Raw genomic sequence first — 25,031 nt, forward strand, 5'->3', positions numbered from 1 at the left:
TCCGGCATGGGCCGGAATTGATCAGCGCGCCACTGCCGGCAGGCTGATGAGCGGATCATCGCTCATCTGGCTGATGATCTCAAGAGTCATGTAGCGGGCCCGCTGCACGGCCCATTCGTCATTTTGCTCCAGCAGCAGCGCGCCGACGAGACGGACTATGGCATCGTCATTGGGGAAGATGCCGACGACCTCGGTCCTGCGCTTGATCTCGCCGTTGAGACGTTCGATCGGGTTAATGCTGTGCAGCTTGACGCGGTGTTCTTTCGGGAAAGTCATGTACGCGAGCACGTCGTGCTCGGCCTCGTCCATGATGGTAGCGAGCTTCGGCACCTTGGGCCGGATCTGGTCGGCCACGGCGCGCCATTGCACGCTTGCGGCCTCGGCCGTCTCCTGGGCGAAGGCGGTGGCGATGAAGGCCGAGACGACGCGGCGGCCGCTCTTGCCGGCATGCGCCAGCACGTTCCTCATGAAATGAACCCGGCAGCGCTGCCAGGTGGCTGAGAGCACCTTGGTCACGGCGGCCTTGATGCCCTCATGGGCGTCGGAGACGACAAGCTTGACGCCGCGCAGGCCGCGCCGGGTGAGCTTGCGCAGGAACTCCGTCCAGATCGGCTCAGCCTCCGAGGTGCCGACCTCCATGCCGAGCACCTCGCGGCGGCCGTCACTGTTGACGCCGACGGCGATGATGACGGCGACCGACACGATGCGGCCACCGCGGCGCACCTTCAGGTAGGTGGCATCGATCCAAAGATACGGCCAGTCGCCCTCGATCGGCCGCTCGAGGAAGGCCTTCACCTTGCCGTCGATCTCCTCGCAGAGCCGGCTCACCTGGCTTTTGGAGACGCCGCTCGCGCCCATTGCCTTGACAAGGTCGTCGACCGAGCGCGTCGAGATGCCCTGCACGTAGGCCTCTTGGATGACCGCGGTGAGCGCCTTCTCGGCCATGCGCCGCGGCTCCAGGAAGCTGGGGAAGTAGGAGCCCTTCCTCAGCTTCGGGATGCGCAGCTCGACCGTGCCGGCCCGCGTCTCCCAGTCCCTGTCGCGATAGCCGTTGCGCTGGACAAGCCGCAGCGGGTTCTTCTCGCCATGGGCCGCGCCGGTCGCCGCGCCCACTTCCAGCTCCATCAGCCGCTCGGCGGCAAAGCCGATCATCTCGCGCAGGAGATCGGCGTCGGGGGTCTTCTCCACGAGCCCGCGCAGGTTCATCATGTCGTCGGTCATCGGTGCTTCCTTCGAATCAGGTTGGTGTCAGCAACCCAACCCTACCGAAGAACATCGATGACCACCGCTGCGCCGCTCGCTCGCTACCGCGCTGTTGAGTGCGCGCTCGCGAGCGGCTTCGCTACCGCCAAGCTACACCACCCCGCGGGACACGACCCCGAACAGCTGCCGCAGGAGACGGATTCCGTTATTCGTATAGGCCTCGAACCGTTGGAATCCGGTGAGGTCGAGCGGCGCAGGTACGATAGGATCCTCGAGAGCACCGCCCGCTTTGACGCGAAGGCGAAGAACCTTCGTTACGTTTACTGCCACTACCTCATGCCGGAAAGCCCGCCCGACGAGTCCTGGGCGTTCGACGAAACCGTGCAGTGGCGCCGGATCACGGGTACTGAGCAGCGACCTCTGGAATACCCACTTCTGGTGCTGCCGGGTGATACGGAAGTGAGGTTTGGACCATATTGGGCGACTTGATGGTGGAGTGAAGCGTTCCGCAGTGGACGGGCGCGCGAGTTGTGGGACTGATCGCAGGAAACGAATAGTTCGACCGAGGTTGGCGTGGCCAGTCGGGAGCTTCAGACCAGACATGCCATATGGCCGACTTTGCGGCAGGCTCGACGCGTGGCGAACGACGTGCTGGGACTTCTGCTTTACGCCATCGCGATGTTCCTGGTGATCACCTCAGGCTGGCGGCATATGTAAGCTTCGTCAGGACCGGATGGAGCAAAGCCGGAATTCAGTTGATTGCATACCGCTCGACCTGACAGTGAAGATACATCCGACCATTCGGGGACTCTTGATTTCAGGACAGCGGAATGGGCGCGCGCGACTGCGATCTGGATGAGCGGGATCCTCGCGGAAGCTATCAGCCCTGCGCGTATCGACTTAACAGAGGAGTCTGACGTGTTGACGCTGTCCGAAGGGATTCAAATCTAAGGTTAGCGGCTTCCCTATTGCCGGGAAGCCGCGCCAACAACTGCCGCCTCTTTCTCACGTGCTGCTATCGGACCGTCCGCTCCCGGCCACAATCGAGACGCTCCTTGCTCTTAATGGTACTACCGCGACTTTCCAAGGAGAGACTGAAACACCGTCACGATCCATCTTACGCGATAAGGCGAGAGGGGCGTTCATCGGGCGAAATGCAGCGTTGTAGCTGGGACAAGAACATCGAAAAACATTGGAACAGATTTGAATGCTTTGCTGTCCCGCTGGTCCCTAACTGCTTGATTTGGCTTCCCAACATTCCTCCGGCCCACCAGTCCCCCGGACAGCTATTGTTAAATCACGATTTTTTCGCCGTAATTGTCCCACCTGATTCCACCCCGGCGGAAAATGGGACAATTTTGTTCTCTTTTCGATCGATAAGCAGCAGGTATTTCGCCGCTCTCGCTACCTTCCGGCGACGCGCTTTCTTGATGTAGTGGTCGGGCTGCTGGTACGTAGTCCACCCATATATCGCCTTCAGCTGCTCGTGCGTCGCGCCGTTCTCAGCGGCGATCGTCGCGCCGGCCTTCCGAATTCCATGAGCACTGCAGTGCGGCAGCTCAGCTTGGTCACACCACTGGCGCATCTTGTTGCCCAGACCGTTCTCCGAGAACGGGCGACCATATTCATTGACCAGGAATGTCATCTGGTCTGACGGCGTGTGCTCAAGTTCCGCCTCTAGTTCGGGCAGAAGCGGGAGCTCCACCAACACCGCATCCTTGTTACGACTGGTCTTCCCAGGCTTAATTCTGATCCACTTCTCCCACTGCTCGGTCTCCTCGTTGTAGACGAGCGTGATGTGCTGTCGACCGAAGATCGCGACGTCCGACAACCGCAGGCCAGTAAACATGAAGATCGAGAGCGCACGTCTGGCTGCGGTACCCAGCGGATGCCGCTTCTCATATTGAACGATCTCCGACAAGTCCCATGTGTGCCAGCCGTCGCCGCTCTTCAGCCGTCTGATGCCGCGGGCGGGATTGAAGTCGACGCCCGGAATCTCTGTGTCCTTTGCCCACTCAAACATCGCGCTGATGGCTTTTACGATATTGTTTGCGGCGCCAAGGGCGTCGAGCCTGGTGTCCCTGATCTCCTTAACATGAGACCTTTTCATACCGGCGAATGGCAGAGATCCCTTGGTGGGATACTGAGGATCCGGCTCACCTTCGAGGGGATGAGGTAATTCGCATACGCGCTCCAGAATTGCTCGTCGGCGCGCCATAGTGTCTTGGGTGATTTCCGTGCCGCCCCGACGGTAATACTCCTGGCAAAGCCACAGTAACGTGCCTTTCTTCGCTGGCTCGGAAGGCTTGGGGAGGCGCCGGCAAATCTCGGGAAGAGTGCCGGGCCGAACATAATAGACCTCGGCGCGTGCGCAGCGCAGTTCCTCGAGGAACTCGTCGCTGCCGGTCGGTTCACGGAGCCGGACCTTCTTCCGACCCGGTGCGCGAAAATAGTACCGCTCATTGCCGTGGCGATCAGTGTCCTTCACTACGCCCTTAAGATCGATTTTCACGGGCTCATCCGTCATGTTCGTGGTTTTCGATCCCAAGGATTGTCTAGTGGCGGCGAATCTTCGTCAAGCTTTGGTGCTCCTCCGATTTGGCGGTGAGGGAGCTTTCGAAAGGCCAATACAAGTTCCTCGACGTCCCAAACAATGCGCCCCTTGCTCGGCATTCGTGGCTGCGGCATCCGGCCGTCCTGGACCATTTCATCAAAGGTCGTTGAGCTTACGCCGATGAACGTCGCAGCCTGCTCGCGATTGATTCCTACCGGCGGGAGCGAGGGCGGCAAGACGCTCGGGGTGCGCAGCATCGGTTTAGTCTAGTGCGTTGAAAGCGCGTCTTTGACGCCTGCCTGTCTTCCTATGTACCTGTCCGAATATTGCAGACGCTCAATCATGTCCTAGCTCTGTGCTTGCAGGCTCACCCTAGGTCTCCAGACCTAGGATCGCTCAAGACACCGGACTCTTTTCCAGCCTTTGTGTACGATGATGGGTATCTTAATGCGCTCGAGGCCAAGAACTGAATGGTCGGCGACTTGGAAGGGCAAAATGACCGCGGAACCACGAATCTGAGTCAGAGGCGGAATCCAACTGAGGAAAGTATGGCTGTGTTTTCAGACGGTTGTGACTCTCATGCATGCGTAACAACGACCAACAAAATATTTCTGTGGATCACTTTCATTCCTCATGGAATGCGCGACTGATTTGGTCCGACAGCGGCTTCACAAAATAAGAAAGCGCCGTACGCTCGCCCGTCTGGATCATCGCTTCGGCCGGCATGCCGGGCACGAGCGTCAGGTCCTTGAGCTTCGTCAGTTCCGCATGCGGAACCGACAGACGCACCAGGTAATACGAAACGCCGTTTTTTTCGTCCGTCGCCAGATCGGCTGCGATCCGGCTGACATATCCGTTCAATACCGGCGTGGTCCTCAGATTGAAGGCTGACATCCGCAGCACGGCCTTGTGACCAAGCTGGATTTGGTCGATGTCCTTCGGGGTGATTCGTGCTTCAAGCGCAAGATCGTCGCCTTCCGGCACGATTAGCATAATCGGATCGGCGGGCGTGATCACTCCTCCGACCGTATGAACTGCGAGTTGTTGAATGGCGCCTGACTGCGGCGCGACAATATCGATCCGTCGCAGTTCCTGTTCAGCCGCCACCTTGCGCTCAACATACTCCCCAACCTGCGCCTGAACCTCTCTGAGCTCCTGGCCGACTTCCGTCTTGAAATCCGGATCGATCTGCAGGATCTGCAGGCGCGTTTCGGCTATGCGGGCTGCCGTCTGTGCCTGATGTGCAATCTTCTCACCGCGTTCGCCGCCGAAAGTGGCAACCTGCGTCTTCAGGCTGTTCAAGCGTTGGTCCGAGACAATGCCTTGGTCGCGCAGCCCACTCAGGGCAGCAATTTCCTTTTGGAGAATCTCGGTGCTTTTCTCAGAAGCGATTTCCTGCGCCTTGAGCCCCTCGATCTCGTGCTCATATTGAGTGATGCGTTCCGCTAGCTGCGCCTGCCTTCCGTCGCGGGATTGTCTGCGGAATTCGAACAGCCGCGTCTCGCCATGTACTGCCGAAGCTACGTCCGGAACATCTCTGCGGGCGAGCAGCCAGTCCGGGAAGGCGATCTCCACCAGATCGTCACGCTCAGCTTCGAGTCGTGCCAGGTTGGCGGCCAGCTCATCGAGCCGCTTGGTGACTACAGCGAGAGTGGCGCGCGTCTGGGTGGCGTCGAGCCGCATGAGGATGTCGCCGGCTTTTACTTTATCACCTTCGCTCACCAGGATTTCTCCCACCACCCCGCCGGTCGGGTGCTGCACCTTCTTCACATAGGAATCGACGACAAAGTGTCCGGACGCGACAACCGCACCGGAGAGATTCGTGAAGGCCGCCCAGGCTCCGGCTCCTCCAACAAAGATCACGCTCGCCAGAAGGCCCGCCACCAGGTGCCGGCGAATGGAGCTGGAAACGTCATTATTCTGATGAATGCCGGCCACCGGGATCCTCCATGTCAGCGCGCTCTCCCACGTTATCCTGTGTAGACTCGATGGCCTTGACGCCAGCGCCTGGTGCCATCGCTGCCCTCTTCAAGACTTTGGAAAGCGCTTCATCACGCGCACCGAATGCTCGCTGCCGTCCACCTTCCATGACCAACACAAAATCCACGGCGCGGATGGCGCTCGGCCGATGGGCGACGACAACCGCAATGCCCTTGCGCCCGCGCACGGAGGCGATCGCCTTGACGACCGCAGCCTCGCCTTCCGCATCGAGATTGGCATTGGGTTCATCCAGCACAACAAGGAAAGGGTCTCGATAAAGAGCACGGGCAAGACCGATACGCTGGCGCTGCCCGGCGGAAAGTGCCGATCCGGCCTCACCAATCGGAGTTTCGTAGCCGTGCTCAAATCGGAGGATCAGTTCGTGCGTGCCCGCTGCTTTCGCCGCGGTGACAATAGCCTCAGGGTCAGGATTATCTTCAAAACGAGCGATGTTTTCGGCAATGGTGCCGTCGAACAGTTCAACACCTTGCGGCAAATAGCCGATATGACGGCCTAGCGCTTCCCGGTCCCATTGATCGAGGCTTGCGCTGTCGATGCGAATCTTTCCGGCGACCGGCGCCCATGCGCCGACGATGGCGCGCGAGAGTGTCGACTTGCCCGAACCCGATGCACCGATGATCCCGAGTGCGCTTCCCGCCTGAACGGCAAACGCAAGGCCGGTCACGGTCGGCTTCCTTTCGCCGGGCGGAACGATTGTCACGCCTTCGAGGCGGAGTTCGCGTTCAGGTGCAGGCATTGGCATAACAGGAGCGGTTTCAGGAACCTTTCCCAGGAGGTCCTCCAGCCGCGCCCAACCCTGGCGCGCCATGAGGAAGGGTTTCCAGCTTGAAATGGCCAGATCGACCGGAGCCAGCGCACGCCCCATCATGATCGAACTGGCAATCATGACCCCGGCCGTAGCCTCCTGCCTGATGACAAGGTACGCGCCGACGGCAAGAATTGCCGATTGCAGCAGCACGCGCAACGACTTTGCAATGCCACCCAGCCCACCTGCCACGTCCCCAGCTTTCCGGTTGGCGGCCAGATACTCGGCATTGGCCTTGTGCCATCGGGCAGCGATCCGCTTTCCGAGACCGAGAGCTTGCACGACCTCGGCATTGCAACGCGCTGCTTGCAGTAGGCCATTGCGCACCATGTCGTGGGCAATGGTCTCGCGTATCGGCCGTTGCGAGAGAGTGTTGGTAAGAAGTGTCAGAGATGTGAGACCGATCGCCCCGATAAGTGCCGTCATGCCGATCCAGAAATGAAGGAGGAAGCAAATGGCAAGATAAAGCAGCATCCATGGCAGATCGAAGAACGCTGTCGGACCGTTTCCACCTAAGAATCCGCGAATATTGTCGAGGTCGCGAAGCGGCTGCAAGCCGTCGCCCGGCATGCGCGTTAAAAGCGGAAGGCGAACGATCGCATCGTGAACGCGTCCGGAAAACTGTTCATCGAAACGCTCGCCAATCCGCAGCAGCACGCGGGCGCGCAAAACGTCGAGCAGGCATTGGAACGCATAAAGCCCTGCAGCAAGCACGACGAGCCCCACTAGCGTCGATACGCTGCCACTTGCCAGAACGCGGTCGTAGACCTGAAGCATGAACAGCGGCGAGATCAGCGCAAGCACGTTGACCACGCCGCTGATCAACAGAATTCCCCAAATAGCGGAAGTCAGAGGGAAAGGTCTCAAAGCTGAATCCTTCAAGGAATGGTTACTCACGTAGGTCTCCGTGAGGATCTGGCGACCCAGCTCCCTATATTGCTCCCCGAGCGGCAACCGACTGCATCCGCTGGCTGATTCAGGATCAGTGCTCCCGCCGAATGTGTTTGGTTTGGCATTTAATGGAGCGGGTCAACAACAACACCGTCCGGCTGAAGGTTTGGAAGGGCAACGTCATCGTGGCCGGCCGCAAGGGCCCGAACAGGCTTCCGCCTCCACGCCTTCAGGGAGATTCGGTGTACGACCAGCGCGACGTGCAGGGCTTCGTCAAGCTGTACACGCTGCGACTGCTCCCGGGCGCCCCGGCCCATCGCAAGTAGCGGAAACGGAAAGCGCCCGCCCAGGGGGGCGGGGCGCTGTTCCGTATGGGTTTTCTGGATCAAACGAAGGTGAAGTCCGACGCGGTCAGGCCTAGGTCGGCCACGGTGACCACACCGCCCAGGTGGGCGAACTCATGCGCGCTGTTGTCGGCGGTGACATAGGCCAGAGTTGCGACTCTGTCGGTGTAGCTGCTTTGGTAGACAATGATGTCGCCGGCGTGCTCGCCGGAGATCGCACTCGCGGCTTCAGAAGCAGAGTTGAAAGATTCGCCAGTGATTACCACGACGTGTTCGCCGTTCGCACCCGAGGCCGCACCACTGTAGAAGCTGCTCACCGGGTAGCCGGACTGTATGCTGGCGTTGTTGACGAAGTTCGCGCCAAAACCGTCGTTGTAGAGGCCCACCGCATCGAAGGCGAACTTGTCCTCCGCCGGGTTGAAATCGGTGATAGTGGTAATGTCCGGCTTCGACCCGACACTCGGGACGACGCCAGGCACCGGATTGTGGAACTGGAACACGAACGTGTCATTGTCGGTGCCCCCGGTCAACGTATCCTGGCCGTCACCCACGTAGAGGACATCCTGGCCGGGACCGCCGCTGAGCCTGTCATTGTCCTCACCGGAGATGCGCGCGTTGAAGCGGCCGTTGTCGCCGGAGAGATCGTCCCAGCCATCTCCGCCGAAGATGCGGTCGTTACCCTCGCCGCCAATGGCTCGGTCACTGCCCTGGCCAGCCGAGATCTCGTCGTTGCCGCCACGACCGTCAATCCAGTCATTGCCTCCGAAACCCTCCATCCAATCTTCAAGCTCGGTGCCGAGGAGTGTTTCGGCACCCGGGCTACCCTCGATAATCTTTGCCATCGAAAATACTCCTAATGATGCACCCTGCCTGACGCGGTTCATATTCCTCATCGGATAATTAGAGAAATCGATTGCTTGGATAGACACACATTTACGAAATGGATGCACTCACGTTCACTTCGCCCTTCTGCTGAGCAGTTGCGGGCTCGCTGGCGGCCGGGAAGCTGGTCGCCCAAGCAATCGATCTGAAGATTCGACACTCAAACCGGACCAGGACAACACTTCGTCGGGGCCGTCCTAGTTCGGCCCCAAACTTCTCTCTGTTACTCGACGCCGGCATACCCGCACCGTAAGCGCTGGACGAGGACAAGTTCCGCTGGCCGCGGGTGGAGAACGGCGTGATCCGGCTTGCCGCGCCGAACTGATGGCGCTCGTCGAAGGCATGGACTGGCGCGTTTGAGCCGAACGGAGACGGCGTCCGACGTCGGCCGGATAGGCCGTGGCGAAGTGACTCAGGCGCAAAAGGCGGGCCTCAGGCCGTGCAAAATAAGCTCCTGTCGGCGTCATGACGAGAAGCGCTTCGGCCCGTCCCCACGAAATCGATCCGCTCAAGGCGATGTTCGTCGCCATGGCGGCGGAGAAGGCCGAACTGCAACAACTCCGGAGCGAAACACTCAAGGCCGAGATCGTCCGGATGGCGACACTCAACGAGCGTGCCCAGGAGAGGATCGCCGACCTTCACGGGATCGTCAAGCAGCTGGAGCGCGCCACTTCGGTCGCAGCTCCGAGAAGCTCGAACGTGCCCAGCAGGCCTTCGCCTTCGAAATCCAGACCGGGCTCGGCGCGATTGAGTCCGAGCTCGAGGCCGCAAGACCGACAGGCGAGCCGCGACGTGCTGCGCGACCGCGCAAGGCGTTCCCGGCGCACCTGGAGCGGGTCGAGATCGTCATCCAGCCCGAGCCATGGCGGAAGAAGCGCTCCCGCAGCCAATCGTCCAGTCCGTCAAACGCGGTCGGCCGCACAGGCTTGCGAAACGGAACAGTCCCGCCCTCGCTTAGATACCGAGGCACCGTGTTGCGAGCGCACCCGAATTCGTTCGCCCGTCGGTTCCCCAGCCAAGCTCATGCAGCGGCAGCATCGCTGCCACCTCTTCAGGCTGAAGGATCTGCTCTCCCTGCATCGTTCTCGACAATGCAGGAATCGCCCAATCCCAATCGCCATCCATGCCTCCTCTCATAACCGAGGGGTCGTCGGCCGACAACTGAGACGTCCGGTGCTCTTAGGCGGGGTAATCATACGAGATGCCTCCTGCAACATCATTTCCCGCATCCATAGGCTTGCCGGATCATTATTGTGAAGCGCAGGCCATTGGACGGCCTCCGTGAATGCGGCAGGAAGTGGCGGCGGAAGTTCGACAATCCGCAGGGGTGTTAATTTTGCGAAATGCTGCGCCAGCCGTAAGGGCATTGTCCCGATGCGGTTGGTGCCTGATAGAAGGGGCGGGATCATGCTAAAGCCCTGTACGACGACCTCGATACGTCTCTCGAAACCGTTCTCGAGCAAATACCATTCCTCGATGGAGGGCTGCCGGGTGTCCCCGAATTTGAGCACAACCTGCCCCATCGATAAGTATCGGTCGAATGTAAGTGGCTCTGACAGCTGCTTGTTCGTGCCGCAGCCTACGCATACGAGTATATCTTCGAACAGGGCTGCGCGAGGATGTTTCGACATGAACACTTCCGGCATAATCAGAAAATCAACGTCGCCGCGCCGGAGAAGCTCCTCGGGGTCGTCGGAAATAAGCAGACATTCGAAGCGGACTGCGGGAGCTTCCCGCGCAGCACGCTTTACGATCTTCTTAAAAAATACGAGTGTGAGGTAATCGGAAAGGATGATGCGGAAGCGACGATCCGATCGGGCCGGGTTAAAGGCGTCCCAGGAAATAATCGACAGCTGGATGTGCAGCAATGCCTCCCGGACTGCTGTGGCGAGCCCCTCCGCGCGCGGTGTCAAAATGAGTTCGCGGCCGTTCATCGTAAATAGCTCATCGCTGAAATAGGCGCGTAACCGACCGACGGCGGCGCTCATGGCCGGCTGACTCAGGTTAATACTGCGGGCTGCGGCGGTGACTTTACGCTCCCTGATCAAAGCGTCCAGCACAACGAGGAGATTTAGATCGAGTCCCTTAAAACGCATGTATTGACCTATCCGACGCGTGGATGGGTATCGCCCAAAGAATCAATTTTACGAATGGTGAGTAGCGTCAACGCATCAGCCGACGACGAAATAGAGCAACCGATAGGAAGAACGGCAAAACCGTGTATATGCAAAGCGCGCCGATATGCAGGCCCATGCTGCCGGCCGGACGGCCAAGCATCGCCGGACGAATGAGGTCAATTGCATGTGCGAGCGGCAACAAGGAGGCGACGTCCTGAAAAGCGCCGGGCAACTGGTTGACCGGAAACATCGCGCCGCAAAGGAACAGCATGGGTGTTACAACAAGCGTATTATAAAATATGAAATATTCATAACTGGGCGCAAGCGCCGTGACGACCATCGCTAGACTCGCGAAGGCGAGGCCACTGAGAGCGATGACTGGCAGCAAGCAGAGGATGGATGGCCACGATGTGTAGCCGAGCGTGGTGGCAACAATAGTGATTGCTGTGCCCGCCATCAGGGCCTTGGTGGCTGCCCACGCCAATTCGCCGAGTAAGATATCGCCGAGCGTCAGCTGAGTGCATAGCATTCCTTCCCAGGTGCGCTGGTTGTCCATGCGGCCGAAACTCCCGTAAACCGTTTCAGCAGTCGCCGATGCCATCGCGCTTGTGGCAACCATGCCAGCCGCGAGAAACGCAATGTACGAAGTGCCCTCAACAGGACCTATCATTGTTCCGATGCCAAAGCCGAGACCGAACAGATAGATCATCGGATCGGCGAGGTTGCCGAGAACCGATGCAAGCCCGATTTTCTTCCATCCAAGATAGTTGCGGCGCCAAACCGCGACCCAATTCCACGCATTGGCGGGCATGGCCGCCGCATAACGTTCGCCCATTGTTCAGTCCTCCATCTCGCGCCCGGTTAGCCGCAAGAACACATCCTCGAGATTGGGGGGACGCTGCAGAAGGCGCAGACCCGCGCGCCCGCGTAGCTGCACCAGCACCTGCTCCGGATCGGGTGCATAGCAAAAAAGCGTCTCACCGCTCACCTCGATGCGCTGTGCGTACGGCCGGATCAGCGCACCCAGTTCATGCGGATTGCCGCCGTAGACCTCGACCACGTCACAGCCGATCTGCTCGTCAATGAGTGCGGACGGGCGGCCTTCGGCGATCTTGCGCCCCTCCTCCATAACGCACAGCCGATCGCACAGCCGCTCGGCCTCTTCCATGAAATGGGTAGTCAAAAGAATAGTCTTGCCCCGCGCCAGCAGCGATCGCAGCCGTTCCCAGATCAGGTGGCGGGCCTGCGGATCGAGGCCGGTGGTCGGCTCGTCCATCACCAGCAAGTGCGGGTCATTGATCAGCGCACGCGCGAGCGTCAGGCGCCGCTTCATGCCGCCGGACAGTTCGGCGACGCGCGCATCCGCTTTGTTCTCGAGGCGGGCGAACTCAAGCAGCGATGGTATGACCGCTTCGATCTGGCGTCTGCTCATCCGGAAGTAGCGCCCGAACACCAACAGATTCTCGCGTACAGTGAACGCGGTATCAAGATTGTCGAACTGCGGGACCACGCCGATGCGCATACGTGCCAAACGCGCGCGCGCCGGCACTGGAGCGCCAAGCACAGTAATCTTCCCCGCATCAGGCGATGTCATGCCGAGGACCATACGCGCAATCGTGCTTTTGCCCGCACCGTTCGGTCCCAAGAGCCCGAAGCATTCCCCCGCCGCAACGCGGAACGACAGTCTGTCGACAACGAGCTTGTCATAAGTTTTGCTTACGTCCGTAAGATCGATCGCTACCATGGACATGGGTTCATTTTACCGAGAGGGACGCCAAGACTGGCGGTTGCTTGGTTGCCTGCCGGACCTGAAACTGTGACTCGTCTTCGCCATCCCAGCCGTCGATAACGAACTGATCGACATCACAAGGATTTAGCCCCTGTTCCGCCAAAGCGGCGACAATTGCGTCGAGATTATCGATGGTTTGATAACGCGGATTGTTGTGCCGCTTTTCCTGCTCAACGCAGAAGACGAGCCGTCCATCCTCGACAAGCGCGATCGCCCCATCATGGGTCAGCTTGGTACCACAGATGCGCATAGTGTCTCCACGTTAACGGCGATAGATTCGATTGATCAGGAAGCGGAAAGCGGGTTCCGGAAACGGACGAGCAAGCAGTCTTCGTTGACCGACTCGCCCCGACACTCAAGACGCTCTACCTCGATCAACGTTTCGTTCAGCATGGCGATGACCGGCTCAGCACCAGCGGCGTGACCCCAGCGACGGCAATTAGCATCCCTTGCCGATCCGAAGATCAGATGCCCGCCTGGCGCAAGCACCCGCACCAGGTTTTTGACGGCCGCGCGCATCTCGGCTATGTCTTCGAGGTAGTATAGGACCTCCGCCACAACGATCAGGTCAAACAACTCGTCGGTCGAAAACTGTTGAACATCGGAGACTATCCAGTTGATGCGCGACGGCTCCTTTATCCGTTGACGTGCTCGAGCAATCGCTTGCGCCACGACATCGATGACGGTGAGCCCTTGGCAGTTGGGAGCTAGTTTTTCCGTGAATGCGCCGGCAGCGCACCCGACTTCGAGGGCATTTGTAATGGAGCCTTGGGCAAGCGCCAACTGGAGCATTTGCGTGTGGCGCTCCCGCTCGAACGGATTGCCGTCGAGGCGCCACGGATCGTCTGCGGCCAATTCCCGATCGAGCAACTGATGATTCATGTTCTGGGTCAAACTCGTCCACCTCTCGTCCACCTAGGTAATTAGCGATCACTCGTCGCCGCAGATGTTGCTCGACAGCGCTAATCCCGAAGAATCCGCGCAAGATTGAGCCTGCGAAGCGGAGCCGCATGCGGTGAGAATTCTGCCCTGCTTGATCCAGTGATCGGAGTTTGGGTGGGGGCCTGTTTTCCCCCAGTGTTCGATGTAGCGACAGCAGAGCTTCGCGACAGCCAATCGCTATTGCTCAATGTACACAGCGCGTAGGCCTTCAAGGGAAGTAAGAGAAAGATGTTGATGAACGTGTGCAGAGAAAAGCCCAGAAATCGAAACTGTCGAGCACGAAATGCTACCACGCTGCATCGGAGCATGGTCATGGACACAATCATCAGTCCTGTCCACCAAGGCACAGTGCCTGTCAGTGCGAAATGTGCGAGGCCCGTTAGTACCGATAGGGCGAGGAGTAGCGGCCCGAGATTCTGTCCGACCACGTCCAACGTGAGATAGCTATTGAGGCCGGGCAGCAAGCGCAGCCCAAGCAGCGTGTCCCGGAATGTGCTTCGTGCCCAACGGAGTTGTTGGCGCAGATACGGTCCGAGTCTGTTCGGAACGACTGTGGCCGCGATGGCGCCCGGAACGTACTCGGTTCGAAAGCCTGCTTTCAGCATGAGGATAGTGAGATGGCGATCCTCCCCGAAGTCGCTTGGCTTGCCCCGAAAAAATTGCGACTCGTACTGGTCCAGTAACAAAAGGAGCGCAGACCGGCGGTACATGGCACATGGGCCGCAACAGCACATAACGGCACCGAAGCGAGCCTGTGCCGCGCGCTCCTCGTTGCAAGCCAGCCAGTACTCCATGTCTATCAGCCTTGTCAGCCAGCTCTCGCTCCGGTTACTGGCAATCAACTGACCCATGACTGCGCCGACCGCTGGATCTCGCATCTTCGGTACAAGCTTGGTGATGACGTCGGACGCGAGTATCGTGTCTGAATCAACGTTAAGCACCAAATCCCCGGATGAGCGGCGTATCGCGGCGATCTGCGCCTTGCGCTTTCCAACATTCTCGGGAAGCAAAATGATGTCAAACCTAGGGTCGCGCGCGTAGGTTTCGTGGACAGTTCCTACGGCTTCGCGATTTCCAGAACCGTCATCAACCACATAGACCCGAAGTCTTCCGGCGTATTCTTGGTCTGCAATGGACGCCAGGCACTCTGAAAGCGTGCGCGGATCCTCGTTGAAGCAGGGGACGATGACATCCACGCTGGGCAGTTGATCGGAGCCGACGAGATCCTCCAACGCCGATGAGTCGTTTGTCGGCAGAGCATAAATCCCCTGCATGCTCTTATAAGCAGTCGAGAGCAGTGCATAAAGCGAAATGGCCACAGTGCTGGTTGTACCAAGAAGAGTCATGGGATCTCGTTTGTTCAGTGATGTTGAGGAAGTGAGCGGATTACAAATCCGCGCTCATGAAGTGCTGGAATCAGACGGGACAGCGCCGTGACCGTCTGGTCGCGCAGACCGGCGTGAGCGCCCTGGCTCAACTCGCCGGGAGGGCATCCGTCGTGCAAGAGTACGATTGCGCCCGGCCGGACAGAGGCGAGCACGGTATCGATAATCGCGTCGACCCCAGGGCGAGACCAATCTCGAGGGTCGACGGACCAATGGAGGGCCGTCAGCCCGGCGATCTGTGACGCTGTGAAGATTTCTTCGCTCCAGGCGCCGTAGGGCGCGCGAATATAGCGCACCGAGGCCTGAGGGCACGCCCTCATGATGGCGCCGTTAGCTTCAAAGATCTCACGTTGCACTTCGCCGAAGCCGCATTTGTACAGATCCGGATGAGTCATCGTGTGGTTGCCTAGCTCGTGCCCTTCTGCAAACATTCGTTGGATTAGATCCGGGTGCTCTAAGGCGTAGGCGCCGATGACGAAGAAAGTCGCCGGCACCCGCTGCTCTGCCAACACATCGAGAATCTCCGGTGTGAAAAGTGGATTGGGACCGTCGTCAAACGTCAGATAAACGCTGCGACGGCCGGTGCCGTCAGAGCACTCACGGCGCACTTCGTACAAGCAATCGGGACGGCTCATAGCTCTGGTCCGTTCCGATCGATCATCGTGCCCGTGGGCCATTCGCTGATCGGCCGTCCAACTGGCAGAACAATGGTGAGTGCGTCATCGATGCGTGTGGGCGGCAGGTCGAGGCGCGCCTCTGGTCGGGTGGAGCGCACGCGAATTCCCGACAAAACGGCCAAAGGGCTGTATCGCCGCGCGAACCTCTCAACATGATTCCGCAGCGCGTCCCGGACGGTTCCGAAAGCGAATGGAACGCCAAGCTCCTGCAGTATTGGAAGCATGACATGGATTGAATGGGCGATTCCGAGACCCTCAAGATCCGGACGTACCCCGTACAGGCCCAGCTCAGCCACCAACAGATCGACCGCGTCAACCTTGATGAAACGGCGCAGTATGCCCATGTGAGCCGCTACACCGCTCGAATCATAGGCGATTGCGCGGAGTTCAGGCCTGGCTCCGGCCCAGCTTCGACTACCTTCGAACGGTTCTGCGTTGGACGCCCCAGTCGGCCCGTAGGTATTACGAAAGAACTGGGCGAGCTCGACGTGGTCCGAGAGCTGCAACTCGTTTTCCCAGCACAATTTCCACTGCACCTGAGGGCGCATTCAGGACCTCTCTTCAAAATGGTTTCTTGCGGGCCGCATTACCCGGCCAAAGCGGCGGCGTTGTTGGCTGCACTCAACCGTTGTCGTTAGCGACGGTGAGCCAGCCGGTGGGGCTCGCCAATGAGCTCTCTCGATGTTCCCGCCCGTGTGGCGGCGCCGTCGATTTGAGCTTGACGTCGGTCATTTACGTTCCTCTAATGCATGGTTCGTAAATTCGTAAAATTGATTGTTTAGATGATGCCCATCCACACGCTGGATAGATCAGGATATGCGGTTTAAGGGGCTGGATCTGAATCTCCTCGTTGTGCTGGACGCTCTGATCAGGGAGCGTAAAGTCACTGCCGCGGCCAACAGTATTAATCTGAGCCAGCCGGCCATGAGCGCCGCCGTCGCTCGGTTACGCGCCTACTTCAGCAATGAGCTATTTACGATGAACGGCCGCGAGCTCATTTTGACACCGCGCGCGGAGGGGCTTGCCCCAGCAGTCCGGGACGCATTGCTGCACATCCAGCTATCGATTATTTCCTCCGACGCCTTTAACCCAGCCCAATCGGATCGTCTCTTCCGAATCATGCTTTCCGATTACCTCACGCTCGTGCTTTTTAAGAGGATCGTAGAGCGTACTGCGCGGGAAGCTCCCGCCGTCCGCTTCGAATGTCTGCCTATTTGCGACGACCCCGAGGAGCTTCTCCGGCGCGGCGACGTTGATTTTCTGATTATGCCGGAAGTGTTCATGTCGAAACATCCTCGCGCAGCCCTGTTCGAAGATATGCTCGTATGCGTAGGCTGCGGCACGAACAAGCAGCTGTCAGAGCCACTTACATTCGAGCGATACTTGTCGATGGGGCATGTCGTGCTCAAATTCAGGCACACCCGGCAGCCCACCATGGAGGAATGGTATTTGCTCGAGCACGGGTTCGAGAGACGTATCGAGGTCGTCGTACAGGGCTTTAGCCTGATCGCGCCGGTCCTATCAGGCACCAACCGCATCGGGACCATGCCCTTACGGCTGGCGCAGCATTTCGCAAAAACAACACCCCTGCGGATTGTCGGACTTCCGCCGCCACTTCCTCATCCCGCATTCACGGAGGCCGTCCAATGGCCTGCGCTTCACAACACTGATCCGGCAAGCCTGTGGATGCGGGAAATGATGTTGCAGGAGGCATCTCGCCTGGCGCCTTTGCTTGAAAGCTATTGAGCGTCTCGGGCACGACCATCCGACCTTGCAGTTTAAACACCGCCCGCAAGAATATGTCATTAATCAGCATGTTAGGCGCGCTCCGGCGCGTGTTACCACTACGTTTTGGGGGTGATCTCAGGCGAGTTGTTCATCGAGGTTGTGTGGCAGAGCGATGCCAGCTGCCTTCAAAACGTTGCCCACTTTGGCCGTGACGTGGTGGTGACGACGCGAGCATCCTTTTCGATGGTGGCTTCCTGGAGGCGGTCGCGATCGCGTAGGAGCGGTTGCCATTCGGGCGTCAGGCCTTTGGCCCGGCAGAGCGGCGCAGTTCCTTGCTGAGTACGAGGGCCAGGAACGAGCAGAACACATGTCCGGGTTGGTACTGAATTGACTGCCGCCTCCGATTTCGCGTGCGAAGTCCCAGAAGGTGTTTAGCCCCACTCAAATGCCAACTTTGCCGGCCATGCCGCGGCTTTTCACGCGGCCAGGCGAGGAGATGGCGGTCGACGAGGTCGATACCAATGGACTGTGCCGGCCTCGCTCGGCTACTGGCGTGAGGCATCCTTGACGACACCGCCCTGCACCGACAACGTCGAGATGTTGGCAATGAAGCCGGTCGAGGTCGACGCTGCGGATGTAGGCAATTTACCTCGCGCTTCGGGCTGAACGCGCGGCCGATCCGTTCACCCAATCGGCGCTTCATCCTGGGCCGCGGCTGAGGCCTATGGGGTGCGGCTACCCCGCGTGGATGGGATAATCAATCAACTTTCTCTCATTCATGAAAGGAAACTCCCCGCTTACGATAGAAGCCATCAGTTTCATATATTTTCCGGCAGATGGATGTCGAACGGCAGAAATGTCTGTCCTGGTGTTTCAGCAGTGCCGGTCTCGATAGCCCGCGTCATCAGCGTTATCAGCTCCTGGGAAAGCCGGCGCATTGGCGTGGCGACTGCCATCGTGATGATGTTATCAGCGAGTGCCGCCCGAGATTCCGGCGTGATTTCATTCACGATCGCGACGAGATCGCGACTTTTACCCTCTTCCCGGACCGCGGAGATGGCGCCCTCCATGCCGCCGCCGGCGACATAGAAGCCGACGAGCTCGGGTTCCCGCTGCATGAGATCAAGCGTTGCCTCGTAGGTGACCTGCCGTTTCTCCAGGTTCACAAGCGGATCGAGCACCTCGAACGTCGGCGCGTTCTCACGGCAATAGGAGCGAAAGCCGACGTCACGGAGCTCGTGCCCCTGGAAACGATGGCTACCGACAAACACCGCCACCTTGCCGGGCCGTTTTGCGACCTTGGACACCATCCAAGCGGCCGTGCGCCCCACCTTGCGGTTGTTGAGGCCGATATAGCCCTGTCGCACGCCGGCGGCGAAGTCGGAAAGCAGCGAGAAAACCGGAATGCCTTTGGCCTTGAGGTCCTCAACCGCTGCTGTAATTTTTGGGTGGTCCGGTGCCACCATCGCGATCGCATGGCAGCGTGCGCCCAAATCCTTGAGCGGTGCGATTAGGTCGCTCGGCATATGTGACGGGGCGAATTGGATGAGCGGAATGCCGTGGAAGGACTGGGCCAAATTGACCGACGCTTCGACCTCGCGCGCAAAGTCTTGGTAGAAATGCTGGGCCGGTTTTCTCAAGATGAAGCCCAGACGGTAGCACGGTAGGTCTCGCCGCAAGCGCTGCTTGATGAGCCCGGCAGCATGATAGCCGATCGCGTGGGCGGCGTCGTGGACCCGCCGCGCGGTCTCCTCGCGCACCGGATGGCGGGCGTTCAGAACCCGATCGACCGTTGCTACGCTGACTCGGGCTTCGCGGGCGAGATCGGTAATTGTGGGGCGCTTGGTCATGGGTCCTATTCTGATTGGTTTTTGACGCAGGCTGGCTCTCTGTCACCTAGCGCGATTCGACAATGCTTTCGGGTGGGCAAAGTGAAGACGCCCGCATACTGAATGATCGACAGCGTATTGGACTACTCCAGACGTAGACCGGCCGGGTATAACGGAAGGTTCATTCGCTTAGGGCGGCGATGATTTGCACTCACACATTTAGCGCTTCTGATACATGGTCCGTGAGGCGCCGTTTAGAGCCTGCGAGTCGATCGTTCAGGTCATGTGACCAGCTTGGCGAAACCGGTCGCGGTGCGTCGCCCTTACTCGGCGGAGGATAGCCGGTTTGATGCCTCGGCAAGCTGATGACCGCAGAAGGCGGCTTTCATCTGCGCTTGGTCCAATTCTCCTTCCCAGCGGGCGACGACGAGGGATGCCACTGCGTTACCAACGCAATTCGTCAACGCCCGGCATTCGGACATGAAGCGGTCGATGCCGAGTATCAGGGCCATCCCAGCAACGGGAACACTCGGAACTACGGCGAGCGTAGCAGCCAGGGTGATGAAGCCCGCACCTGTCACACCTGCAGCGCCCTTGGAGGAAAGCATCGCAACGAGCAGCAGCAGCACCTGATCGCCGATTGACAGATCGGTGTTCGTCGCCTGCGCGATGAAGAGGGCCGCCAGGGTCATGTAGATATTCGTGCCGTCCAGATTGAACGAATATCCGGCCGGGATGACGAGACCCACAACCGAACGCCTGGCGCCCGCCTTCTCCATCTTCTGCATGAGCGAGGGGAGCGCGGCCTCCGAGGAGGACGTTGCGAGGACAAGCAGCAGCTCTTCCTTGATGTAGCGAATGAGAGAACAGATCGAAAAGCCGTTGTAGCGGCAGACCGCGCCGAGAACCCCGAACACGAAGAGGAAGGCGGTGAAATAGAACGTCGCGACCAGCATCGCGAGGTTGACGACCGAACCGATGCCATATCTGCCGATGGTGAAGGCCATTGCGCCGAAAGCGCCGATCGGCGCGGCTTTCATCAGAATGCCGACGAGCTTGAAGACAGGCGCGATGAGCGCCTGAAGGAAGGAAACGACAGGCTTGCCCGTCTCTCCGGCCATCGCGAGCGCCATGCCGAACAGAACCGAGAAGAACAGCACCTGCAGGATGTCGCCTTCCGCGAAGGCGCCGACTATCGTTGGCGGGATGATGTTCATCAGGAAGCCGGTGACCGACTGCTCGTGGGCCTTTGCGGCATAGGTATTCACGGCCTGGACATCGAGCGAGGCCGGATCGATGTTGAGGCCGGCGCCAGGCTGGACGACATTGGCGACGATGAGGCCGACGATCAGCGCCAGCGTCGAGAAGGTGAGGAAATAGACCATTGCCTTGCCGGCGACCCGGCCGACCTTGTGAAGATCGTTCATGCCGGCAATGCCGGTCGCAATTGTCAGGAAGATGACAGGCGCGATGATCATCTTGACCAGCTTGATGAAGGCATCACCCAGCGGCTTCAGGCTCTCGCCGGTCCCCGGATAGAAATAGCCAATTGCGACGCCGAGGGCGATGGCGGCAAGCACCTGCGCGTAAAGCTTGGCATAGAAGGGTTTGCGGGGCGCGGGACTCGCGCCGCGGACTTGTGCAGCTGACACTGTTTCTCTCTCCCTGACCGGATCGAGGTGGCGTGACTTCTCCCGGGCTTCTCCCTATCGCGGCGCTCCGGTCGAACGCTGCACCAAGGCCGCCGCAATACCCATGCCAAATGGATCCGCATGACCTGAACTGACGTTGGGCTCGCCAATGATGGGATGAGCGGTGGCACAAGACGGGAATGACAAGGCCGCCGTCCAGCACGCGCTTGATGTTCTCCGGCAGATTGCCGGTCGATCTCTCTGGCTTGCGGTTTTGCTGCACATCGTGGCGGGCTCCTCGGTTTGCCGACTTTGGGAAGGGCCGCATCGCTGGCACGAGGGCGCAGAATTGCCGTGTTCTTTGCCGCGCTCCCGCTGCAGCGACAGCTTGAAAGCGACGTCGAGACGTAGGGATTGACGCCGCTGGTGCTGACCGCGACGATGCGGTTCAGAAGTTCCGAGCACCGCCGAGAAAGCCGCGCTCGACCGCCAGCTTCGCGCCTTCACACGCGATGCCGCCGCCTTATGTCCGTCATCAATATCGAGGAAATGGCGGTTGCCGCGACCGACCAGTGTCGTCGGCAGTGATTATCGCTCCCGCCCCTGGTTCGCAGGCGCTGGTGACTGGCACGGCCCGGCAACTCGGCGCGGTCAGCCGCTCGGGCACCGCATCGCCGGCGCCGTATTTCTGTCGTTCAACATCGCCGACAAAAATTAGAACTGATGAATTCTATCATAGGCCGCGAGGTTTCCTTTCACGAATGAAAGAAAGCTCGATTGACTATCCCGCCTCGCTCCAGTCTTTTGAAAATCAACGTGTGGTTGCCCCCGTGCAAGCCGAGAACGTGGCCAAGCTTCGTGGAGGGAGAGCCAAGCGATGCGTCAGGGGTCGACCCGCTTTGCACTCGACCACACGGCGGTGGCACGAGTTCACGTCAGAGCATTTTCGCGCTTGCCCGCGACGTCGCGGGCGCACATGCCGCCGGCATGCATTTCATGGCGCGAGATCGAGGATCATATGCACCACAACATTCCCAAATCAGAACAAAATGCCAGCGAGTGCCGCATTTCGCTTCCGGATTCGAAAAGGGCTTACCCAAAGTCCGAGATGAACACCGCGGTCCCTTTTGTGCCATCGCACGAGCACGCGCTTACCGGCATCTTCGAAATATCGAAAGTATTCACCGACCCCGCCCGGCTCGAAGTCACGTTGGCCAAGGTCGTCGATCTCCTGCCCTCGTTTGTGCAGATGCGGCACGGCATCATCGCTCTCTTCGACGCTGAGGGCGTACTGGACATCACCGTAGTCACCGGCTGCGACGAGAACAGCGATGAGCGCTCCCGGATGCGCCTGCCGCGCAAGGCAATCGATCTGATTGTGACGACGGACACGCCGCTCGTCGCCGAGAACATAGCGGTGCATTCGGCCTTCACTGCCGCTGACATAGAGGTGCTTGGGGCCTCCGACACCGTGTCCTTCATCGGCGTTCCCATTCGTGTTGATGGGAACGCCGTAGGCACGCTGACTATCGACCGCGCCTTGGACAGCAGGTCAACGTATCGGCTCGATTATGATGTCCGGCTGCTCACCATGATAGCCAACATGGTGGGACAGACAGTCAAGTTGCACCGCTTCTCCGCGGGCGACCGCGAACGACCGACGGAGGTGGAAGATCGGCTGCAAACGCAATTCTCTGATGTCAAGCACCCTGCACCGCAGCGCAAGAAGGTTCACGTCAAGGGAATGATTGGCGACAGTCCGGCGCTAAGCGCGCTGCTCGAGAAGATCGCAGTGGTAGCTAAGGCAAAGACCACGGTTCTGTTGCGAGGCGAATCCGGTACCGGGAAGGAGCTGGTCGCGAAGGCAATTCACGAGTTGTCGCCGCGCGCCAAGCGGCCCTTCATCAAACTCAATTGTGCAGCGCTGCCAGAGACAGTCCTGGAATCCGAATTGTTCGGTCATGAGAAGGGTGCCTTCACAAGCGCGTTCAATTCCCGCAAGGGTCGCTTTGAGCTCGCCGACAAGGGGACGTTGTTTCTGGATGAGATCGGCGAGATCTCGGCCTCCTTCCAGGCAAAGCTACTGCGCGTGCTGCAGGAGCAGGAGTTTGAGCGCGTCGGCAGCAACCAGACCATCAAGGTCGACGTTCGCGTGATTGCCGCCACGAACAGGAACCTTGAAGAGGCGGTTGCAAGGAATGAGTTCCGCGCCGACCTATATTATCGCATCAACGTGGTTCCCTTGCTGGTGCCGGCGTTACGCCAAAGGCGCAGCGATATTCCGCTCCTCGCAGCTGAGTTTCTCAAGAATTTCAACGATGAGAACGGCCGTACGCTGACCTTCGATCCGCGTGCGATTGAAGTACTGATGAAATGTGAATTTCCCGGCAACATTCGCGAGCTTGAAAATTGCGTGCACCGGACAGCGATCCTGGCGGAGGGACGATCAATCGGGAGAAACGACTTTGCGTGCTCCCACGACCAATGCTTTGCCGAGGCGCTGCGGAAGAGCAGATCGGGCAAGGCCGCGCTGCAACCAGCGCCAATCCTCCCAGAGGCAGTGAATCCGGCCACGCCGCCGGATGCGGCCGCTCGTTCGGCCGCCACCACAGTCCCGCCTGCCGGAGCAACCCACTCATTGGGCGCGAGGACCACCGACGCCGAGCGCGTCATTGCTGCCATGGAAAGATGTGGCTGGGTGCAGGCAAAGGCGGCGCGCCTGCTTGGACTGACCCCGCGCCAGATTGGCTACGTGCTGAGGAAATACGGCATCGAGGTCAAGCGTCTGTGAAAGCATGACTCAGGCGGATTAGCTGAGACCGCTTAGCGGCTTGGCCCGCGCAGGGATGCAGATCCGCGTCCGCGTCAAGTCGATCCGACCGAGGACAGCCTGGCCGAATTCCCGTGGCAGCCGGCGTTGTGACCATCTTGTGAAAGGCGACGCTGCCATCGTCAATCCGTCCGCCATGTTGCTCTCGTTGCGAGCTCATACGGATGCCCCTGTGCGACTGAAACGGAGATAAAATATGTCCGATGCAAAACTGCAAGCTGTGCTTTCGTCTCTTCCGCAAGGGACGCGACAGTTAGATGCTCTGCCGTCCAACGGACCAGCGCCGGACAGAAGTTTTGTCAAGCTGAATACGAATGAGAACCCGTTTCCGTTGCCGCCAATCATAATGCAAAGTGCAGTGGCGGCCCTCAATCGCCAGTATCTGTATCCGGACGACGATAACATCAGCTTGAGGGAAGCAGCGTCCAATACCTATGGCGTATCCACGGATCAGGTCATCGCAGGCAACGGGTCGTCTGAACTGCTCGGACTCATCTACAGAGCTTTCCTCGCCCCTGGCGACAAGGTGGCGATGATATCGCCAGGGTTTTCGTTCAACCGCAAACTTGCCATGTTGCATGGTGCTGAGTTTCTCGAGATCGGATGTCAAACTCATTCGCTGCCAATGGAGCAATTGCTTTCCGGTCCGGCAAAAGACGCCAAGTTCATTCTGGTGGCCAATCCAAACAATCCGACCGGAACATTCCTCTCGATAAGCAATATCGAACGCCTCGTGGCACAATCGGATCGCCTGGTCGTCCTTGATGAGGCCTACGTCGACTTTGCACCCGATCACGGGCTGCGCCTCATCAACCGTTATTCGAACCTTCTGATCTTGAGAACATTTTCGAAGAGCTATGCCGCCGCCGGCATTCGCGTCGGTTTCGGTTTCGGTCACCCTGAGATTATTGGCAGGCTGCGCAACATCCAGAACGTCTTCAACATGAACGTGATCGGGCATGCGGTTGGTATCAGCGTGCTTGCGCATCGCGGCGCCTACGCAGAGAACCACAAGCACATCAGACATGAACGACAGCGAGTGACAGCCGCACTGTCGCAACTTGGATTTTCCGTAACGCCCTCCCACGCAAATTTCTTGCTAGCCCGTGTGCCAGCGGGACAGGACGGCTCATGGTGGCAAGCAGCCTTGGAAAGGCAAAAGATACTCGTTGCCTACTTTCCGGACAATGGTTTGGAACATTGCATCCGCGTCAGCATCGGCACAAAAGAGCAATTGGATGCATTTCTTGCTGCCGCTCGCGATATAGTTGGAAGCTTAAACATACCAAGCACCACGGGGAGGGGAGCGTCAGGCTCTGCTCGTTCGGTACGCTGACGCTAATCCGATATCACACATTGCTATCTTTAGACTTGCTTGGTCACCCAAGCACGACAACATTTTTCTTTAAAATCGGGGACAATA

Annotated in this window: 19 protein-coding genes and 4 pseudogenes; 6 read left to right on the forward strand and 17 right to left on the reverse strand. The window is 59.1% G+C overall.

Annotated elements, in window-relative coordinates; translation table 11 throughout:
- Nucleotides 1-21: 21 nt before the first annotated feature.
- Nucleotides 22-1,221 carry an IS256 family transposase gene (locus NKH28_RS14990; RefSeq protein WP_352979383.1) on the reverse strand — a complete coding sequence of 400 codons (1,200 nt, stop codon included), beginning with the start codon at nt 1,219-1,221 and terminating at the stop codon, nt 22-24.
- Nucleotides 1,222-1,278: 57 nt separating this feature from the next.
- Between NKH28_RS14990 and NKH28_RS14995 the strand changes: the two genes are divergently transcribed.
- Nucleotides 1,279-1,692, forward strand: coding sequence for a hypothetical protein (locus NKH28_RS14995; RefSeq protein ID WP_352979385.1), 414 nt, complete (start codon nt 1,279-1,281; stop codon nt 1,690-1,692).
- An 808-nt stretch (nt 1,693-2,500) separates the two neighbouring features.
- Here the strand turns inward: NKH28_RS14995 and NKH28_RS15000 are convergent.
- The 3 genes from NKH28_RS15000 to NKH28_RS15010 all read right to left on the reverse strand — a co-directional run bounded on the left by NKH28_RS15000 (nt 2,501) and on the right by NKH28_RS15010 (nt 7,445).
- A complete protein-coding gene (locus NKH28_RS15000) occupies nt 2,501-3,730 on the reverse strand; it encodes a tyrosine-type recombinase/integrase (protein ID WP_352979387.1) in 1,230 nt (409 codons plus the stop codon).
- A gap of 651 nt (nt 3,731-4,381) precedes the next feature.
- On the reverse strand, nt 4,382-5,695 hold the full coding sequence (locus NKH28_RS15005; RefSeq protein ID WP_352979389.1) for an HlyD family type I secretion periplasmic adaptor subunit: 1,314 nt from the start codon (nt 5,693-5,695) through the stop codon (nt 4,382-4,384).
- A complete protein-coding gene (locus NKH28_RS15010) occupies nt 5,673-7,445 on the reverse strand; it encodes a type I secretion system permease/ATPase (RefSeq protein ID WP_352979514.1) in 1,773 nt (590 codons plus the stop codon). The genes NKH28_RS15005 and NKH28_RS15010 overlap by 23 nt, the downstream gene beginning before the upstream one ends.
- Nucleotides 7,446-7,582: 137 nt before the next feature.
- Between NKH28_RS15010 and NKH28_RS15015 the strand changes: the two genes are divergently transcribed.
- A complete protein-coding gene (locus tag NKH28_RS15015; protein WP_352979391.1) occupies nt 7,583-7,780 on the forward strand; it encodes a hypothetical protein in 198 nt (65 codons plus the stop codon).
- A gap of 59 nt (nt 7,781-7,839) precedes the next feature.
- Here the strand turns inward: NKH28_RS15015 and NKH28_RS15020 are convergent, their stop codons facing one another.
- Complete coding sequence (locus NKH28_RS15020; RefSeq protein ID WP_352979393.1) at nt 7,840-8,640, reverse strand: calcium-binding protein; 801 nt, start codon at nt 8,638-8,640, stop codon at nt 7,840-7,842.
- A gap of 447 nt (nt 8,641-9,087) precedes the next feature.
- Here NKH28_RS15020 and NKH28_RS15025 point away from each other — a divergent pair.
- Nucleotides 9,088-9,465: pseudogene (locus tag NKH28_RS15025) on the forward strand (hypothetical protein); the annotation flags it as partial.
- 77 nt (nt 9,466-9,542) lie between these two features.
- On the opposite strand, the pseudogene NKH28_RS15030 reads toward NKH28_RS15025, so the two are convergent.
- The 9 genes and pseudogenes from NKH28_RS15030 to NKH28_RS15070 all read right to left on the reverse strand — a co-directional run.
- Nucleotides 9,543-9,805: pseudogene (locus NKH28_RS15030) on the reverse strand (hypothetical protein); the annotation flags it as partial.
- Nucleotides 9,806-9,813: 8 nt separating this feature from the next.
- Nucleotides 9,814-10,776, reverse strand: coding sequence for a LysR family transcriptional regulator (locus NKH28_RS15035; RefSeq protein WP_023678269.1), 963 nt, complete (start codon nt 10,774-10,776; stop codon nt 9,814-9,816).
- Nucleotides 10,777-10,843: 67 nt separating this feature from the next.
- Nucleotides 10,844-11,632: an ABC transporter permease gene (locus NKH28_RS15040; RefSeq protein ID WP_352483783.1), complete on the reverse strand. Its 789-nt coding sequence runs from the start codon at nt 11,630-11,632 to the stop codon at nt 10,844-10,846.
- Nucleotides 11,633-11,635: 3 nt separating this feature from the next.
- Nucleotides 11,636-12,547, reverse strand: coding sequence for a nodulation factor ABC transporter ATP-binding protein NodI (nodI, locus tag NKH28_RS15045; protein ID WP_023719311.1), 912 nt, complete (start codon nt 12,545-12,547; stop codon nt 11,636-11,638).
- Between the two features lie 43 nt (nt 12,548-12,590).
- Nucleotides 12,591-12,836, reverse strand: a pseudogene (locus tag NKH28_RS15050) (carbamoyltransferase N-terminal domain-containing protein); the annotation flags it as partial.
- Nucleotides 12,837-12,871: 35 nt separating this feature from the next.
- Nucleotides 12,872-13,468: a nodulation methyltransferase NodS gene (nodS, locus tag NKH28_RS15055; protein WP_031194123.1), complete on the reverse strand. Its 597-nt coding sequence runs from the start codon at nt 13,466-13,468 to the stop codon at nt 12,872-12,874.
- 80 nt (nt 13,469-13,548) lie between these two features.
- Complete coding sequence (nodC, locus tag NKH28_RS15060; RefSeq protein WP_352466667.1) at nt 13,549-14,874, reverse strand: chitooligosaccharide synthase NodC; 1,326 nt, start codon at nt 14,872-14,874, stop codon at nt 13,549-13,551.
- 14 nt (nt 14,875-14,888) lie between these two features.
- A complete protein-coding gene (gene nodB / locus NKH28_RS15065) occupies nt 14,889-15,548 on the reverse strand; it encodes a chitooligosaccharide deacetylase NodB (protein WP_352466666.1) in 660 nt (219 codons plus the stop codon).
- Nucleotides 15,545-16,138, reverse strand: coding sequence for a NodA family N-acyltransferase (locus NKH28_RS15070; protein ID WP_352457034.1), 594 nt, complete (start codon nt 16,136-16,138; stop codon nt 15,545-15,547). Before NKH28_RS15070 ends, nodB begins: the two co-directional genes overlap by 4 nt.
- Before the next feature lie 268 nt (nt 16,139-16,406).
- Between NKH28_RS15070 and NKH28_RS15075 the strand changes: the two genes are divergently transcribed.
- The gene (locus NKH28_RS15075) at nt 16,407-17,336 is read left to right on the forward strand and encodes a LysR family transcriptional regulator (protein ID WP_352457033.1); all 930 of its coding nucleotides are present in this window, start codon (nt 16,407-16,409) and stop codon (nt 17,334-17,336) included.
- Between the two features lie 117 nt (nt 17,337-17,453).
- Here the strand turns inward: NKH28_RS15075 and NKH28_RS34455 are convergent.
- From NKH28_RS34455 to NKH28_RS15085, 3 genes and pseudogenes are all read right to left on the reverse strand, one after another.
- A pseudogene (locus tag NKH28_RS34455) lies at nt 17,454-17,691 on the reverse strand (IS1634 family transposase); the annotation flags it as partial.
- A gap of 445 nt (nt 17,692-18,136) precedes the next feature.
- Complete coding sequence (locus tag NKH28_RS15080) at nt 18,137-19,168, reverse strand: LacI family DNA-binding transcriptional regulator (protein WP_352466665.1); 1,032 nt, start codon at nt 19,166-19,168, stop codon at nt 18,137-18,139.
- A gap of 302 nt (nt 19,169-19,470) precedes the next feature.
- Nucleotides 19,471-20,799: a dicarboxylate/amino acid:cation symporter gene (locus tag NKH28_RS15085; protein ID WP_352615322.1), complete on the reverse strand. Its 1,329-nt coding sequence runs from the start codon at nt 20,797-20,799 to the stop codon at nt 19,471-19,473.
- Nucleotides 20,800-21,886: 1,087 nt separating this feature from the next.
- Here NKH28_RS15085 and nifA point away from each other — a divergent pair.
- Both nifA and hisC read left to right on the forward strand, forming a co-directional pair.
- Entirely contained in the window at nt 21,887-23,569 is a 1,683-nt protein-coding gene (gene nifA, locus NKH28_RS15090) for a nif-specific transcriptional activator NifA (RefSeq protein ID WP_352979395.1), read from the forward strand.
- Between the two features lie 235 nt (nt 23,570-23,804).
- Nucleotides 23,805-24,944 (forward strand): histidinol-phosphate transaminase, encoded by a 1,140-nt coding sequence (hisC, locus tag NKH28_RS15095; RefSeq protein WP_352542067.1) that lies wholly within the window; start codon nt 23,805-23,807, stop codon nt 24,942-24,944.
- Nucleotides 24,945-25,031: the final 87 nt, after the last annotated feature.

The sequence above is a fragment of the Mesorhizobium sp. M1227 genome, assembly GCF_040318315.1.
Lineage (GTDB): Bacteria > Pseudomonadota > Alphaproteobacteria > Rhizobiales > Rhizobiaceae > Mesorhizobium.